The sequence below is a fragment of the Bacillus sp. CGMCC 1.60114 genome, from assembly GCF_042676365.1.
In the GTDB taxonomy this organism is placed as follows: domain Bacteria; phylum Bacillota; class Bacilli; order Bacillales; family Bacillaceae_G; genus Bacillus_A; species Bacillus_A rhizoplanae_A.
Genome location: NZ_JBHTHG010000053.1, coordinates 1 through 3731, shown reverse-complemented (window position 1 = coordinate 3731; position 3731 = coordinate 1). Strand labels below are relative to the sequence as shown.

The window sequence follows — 3731 nt, the reverse complement described above, 5'->3', positions numbered from 1 at the left end:
GTTTGCCATTCGAATAACACTCCTTGTCTCAATACTTGCAACATATTAACTCTCTTACTGCCTTCTCTTTGACTATTAGGGATACAAATTAAATGTAATCAATAGTAATTATAAAGTTATAATTATTTTATTTCACGTCTTGTAATTTACTGAAATTTGTGTGCAAACTTTCCATATCAAGGGTATATAAACTTCCTCCGATCGCCCTTGATATGAAAAGTTTGCTACCTAGCTTCCGCTGACCAATGATTGGTATTAGGTGCATATTATATTCATGTCAGGTTTACATAACCCAACATTATCAGAATTCAATGTATCTAGGATTTTACAAAAATACCCTCCAGTAAGCAACCTGGAGGGTATTTTTGTTCACGTAATTCCTGTTATCGGTAGTCAATCCCGTTCACTTAGTAAAATTTATCTATATTCTCTATAAATTCTTCAATAACATAATGTCTCATCTTTAATTTTCCTGTTTCTTTAAACTCATTTAATATCCTAATAACTTCTTCACGATTAGGCATACCAAAAATCTTTATTGGTTCCCCCTCATAGCCTAGTCCTACATCAGATTCTTCACTCAAAAACAGCATTGTGCCTAGAGCATTAATAACAATAACCATATGCCTCTTTTCAAGATGCATCCAAGTTTTAATATCCTCCCAAGTTGGCTTAGAATATGCAAATAGATAATCCCAACCTTCATATGGCAATTTAGCATGAATTATCATCCATTGAATTACTTCATTAGAGCGAAAATACTTTAAACAATCATTGATTTCATATGCAGCAAGATTAGAATTTTCCACATATCCTAATACTAATGCAAGACCTTGCTCTTTAGGTAGACATCTCGAAGTTAGATAGGAGCGCATATCGGAAGGTATTTTACTAGGATTTTTCCAAAGAGATAAAACCCATTCCTGAACATCTTCTTTCAAAACCTCTCCAATGGCTAGACATAATAACCTTTGGTCTGCTACATGGCTCTTCTGTATTTTGCTAAGAAGTTTTTGAAAGAGAACTTCTTTATCAAAAGTGGATAAAGCTTTAAGTTCCTGTCTCCCTAACTTGCGAAAATGTAGGATATAAATAATAAGCTTGTCTAAGTCATTATAAAAATCTGTACCTTGAATAGTTTTAAATTCTACGAACCACTTTTTCCATTGTTTAGCCTTAGTACTTGATGAATCGAGCCCTCTTTTGTTTAGAAAATACCTCATTTGCCAGATCTCAGAACCGACGAGATACAAATCAGTAATACTGTGTAAAAACATCATAAAAGTATCAGCTAATTGTGTTACTGTATTTTCCTCATGATCCCAATATACAACTGAGCAATCATCGGCATTTAAACTAATGTCTAATGCCCAGTAGTCACCATTAGGGGCATAATGGAAGATAAGCTTATCAGGATTCCCTCCCTCATCTAATGTAAGAGTAAGCTCATGAAGATTCCATGCTATCTCACCTGAGAATATATCATTAAATTTTTTTGGTAACATGACGCCATCAGCAAATGACCATCCGACCTCTACACGTTTAGAAAATGTGAGGAGAGTGTCTCTAAAACTGAATGGCAAAGTAATTCCTAATTTCTTTTCAACTCCTATAACTTCTTCAATTGCAGCCGCTGATTGAACTAAAAAAATGTTTCTCCTTCTGTTTCTTGTACTCTCTCTAAGGTATTTTTCCATGCCTTTAAAATCTGCTCGTACAATTTCTATACCTCCATCTTTACTTGTCAGATTGTTTAATTTGTATAGTTTACTTTACATAGTTCGCGTTAGCGGAAGTTACGCATGTTTTAACAATTTTTCTGCATAAATCTTTATAACCAAGTACCCAGAAGTACCTAATACATCATACTTTTCTGCTTCTTGTTTCGTTGCCTGTCTTAATATCTTGTACCCTTTTTGCAACATGCAATTTTCACTATGAAACATCTGAGAGATAAAGTAATCTGATTCAATACCATCCAATTCCAAAGGACGGTAACCTGTAATACAGCCATCTAATGCTGTTTCATGGATTGTCTTAGTATGCACATCAAATTGTCTTATTGTTTTCCGATGCTTTAAATCATCCTCCGTCGGTGGATGTTCCCCAATCCAATCTACGAGTCCAGCCAAAAATCCTCTCCTACTGTTTGGTTCAATCTCAATTACTCTCCCACAGGCAAATTTCCCTCCGTTTAACGGGATAGTCCAAAATTGCCCTGGCAACATATAACTGGTTGACCTTGGTCTAAATGGATATTGTATATTTATCATCCTATCCCCTTTCAAAATGAACAGCAAACCCCTCTCGCCGTTCTCTGGTGAGGGATATTATCTATCATTTACTGTAATTTTTAAAAGAAAAGCAATGTGACTGTTAACGCTATACCTACACATATATATAGGTCTTGTTGCACCGTGGTCTTTGCAAAAGGACTCCACCTTCCATGACCAAGGAAACTTACTATCCTGGCAGTCAGAAACATAAACACAAATAGACTAAAAAACATTATTGCTTTGCCCATATCTGCCTATCTCCTTTTTGTTTAATTTTACCATATGTAGGAAGGGAAAATAGAAGAGGTTTTTGTGAATACCCTATACATGACCTGTTAACATAACGTAACATTATAGGTAGCAAAGAAAAAGGCGTCCCCTTATTCTCACAAGGGATTCGCCTTTTTCTTTTTCTATGATTCTTACATTCCTATTCTGGTGCGCCTTTTGGCTTCTCGATGGTTCCCTATGTCTCCCTATTTTTTGTATAAAATTTTGCATGCTCTTAGCGTGGGTTTTTTCCGAAATGCTGGCGGTACCCCATGTAAGACTTAAGGCTGAACTTAATTTTAGACCTCAGGTATATAGAAATAATATTTAATAGATGTTAAAATTCACCTTTACGATAAGCATAAGGTCGATATTCATTGGGGGGTAATCATGAAAAAAATTTGTATGTTATTAATATTTGTTTTTAGTATATCTATACTTTTAATCGGGTGTAATAAAGAGAAAGAAAAAATGCCGGAAAACTCAAACATTGGTCTTGAGAAAACTGGAAAAATAGAAATTGTCTCAGCTGATAACCCGGAATCAATCTTAAAGGTTATTGATAATAAAGATGATGTAACTGAATTTGTTAATAAATTTGAATTCGATAAATGGAGCATTGCAGATATTCCTTCAAATGCAATAAAGAAGAATATTTATAATATGTACCAAGAGGAAACAGTCAAACTTGGAGAATCCAACAGTGATGAAAAGAAATTTAAACAAATAGCTACAATAACTACATATAAAGATAGTCCTTATATTACTTTAAATTTACAAAAGTCAATAAAGAAAATAAATTTTAATTTCAAAGCTTCAAAGGATGTAGAAAAATACCTTTCTAAAAATAATAATTAAAAATTCTTAAGGGGTAACTGCCGGATCAGGGTAGTTGCCCTTATTTGGGTTCTGTCAATGCCTTGGAGCGGTACCGGGGGTAGCATCAGGATTTTGCGGATTTACAACGTTAAGGTAAAAATCCTTGTCTCAATAGAGTAAACCCTATTGGGATATTTTATTGAACCTGGTATAATGGTACTTTAGAGTGTCCCATATGACTTGTTTCAAAATAGGAGAGTAAAATATGAGAAAAATAGGGTATGTACGAGTAAGTTCTGTTGATCAGAACCCAAAGAGACAATTACAGCAAATGAACGAAATTGGAATAGACATTATATATGAAGA

General features: G+C 34.3%; 3 protein-coding genes and 1 pseudogene. 2 read left to right on the top strand and 2 right to left on the bottom strand.

Translation table 11 applies throughout. The features are described from left to right. Positions 1–407: 407 nt before the first annotated feature. Both ACFQZ1_RS10655 and ACFQZ1_RS10650 read right to left on the bottom strand, forming a co-directional pair. The gene (locus tag ACFQZ1_RS10655; protein WP_377882182.1) at positions 408–1697 is read right to left on the bottom strand and encodes an SMI1/KNR4 family protein; all 1290 of its coding nucleotides are present in this window, start codon (positions 1695–1697) and stop codon (positions 408–410) included. Between the two features lie 99 nt (positions 1698–1796). Beyond that, positions 1797–2273, bottom strand: a complete 477-nt coding sequence (locus ACFQZ1_RS10650; RefSeq protein ID WP_377882181.1) for an Imm26 family immunity protein — start codon at positions 2271–2273, stop codon at positions 1797–1799. Positions 2274–2936: 663 nt separating this feature from the next. Here ACFQZ1_RS10650 and ACFQZ1_RS10645 point away from each other — a divergent pair. Continuing rightward, positions 2937–3404, top strand: coding sequence for a hypothetical protein (locus ACFQZ1_RS10645; RefSeq protein ID WP_377882179.1), 468 nt, complete (start codon positions 2937–2939; stop codon positions 3402–3404). 226 nt (positions 3405–3630) lie between these two features. Next, positions 3631–3731 (top strand): annotated as a pseudogene (locus tag ACFQZ1_RS10640) (recombinase family protein); the annotation flags it as partial.

Excerpts from the sequence above, each read along its gene's own strand:
- ACFQZ1_RS10650 (WP_377882181.1), bottom strand. The coding sequence starts at position 2,273 with ATGATAAATATACAATATCCATTTAGACCAAGGTCAACCAGTTATATG.
- ACFQZ1_RS10655 (WP_377882182.1), bottom strand. The coding sequence starts at position 1,697 with ATGGAAAAATACCTTAGAGAGAGTACAAGAAACAGAAGGAGAAACATT.
- ACFQZ1_RS10645 (WP_377882179.1), top strand. The coding sequence starts at position 2,937 with ATGAAAAAAATTTGTATGTTATTAATATTTGTTTTTAGTATATCTATA.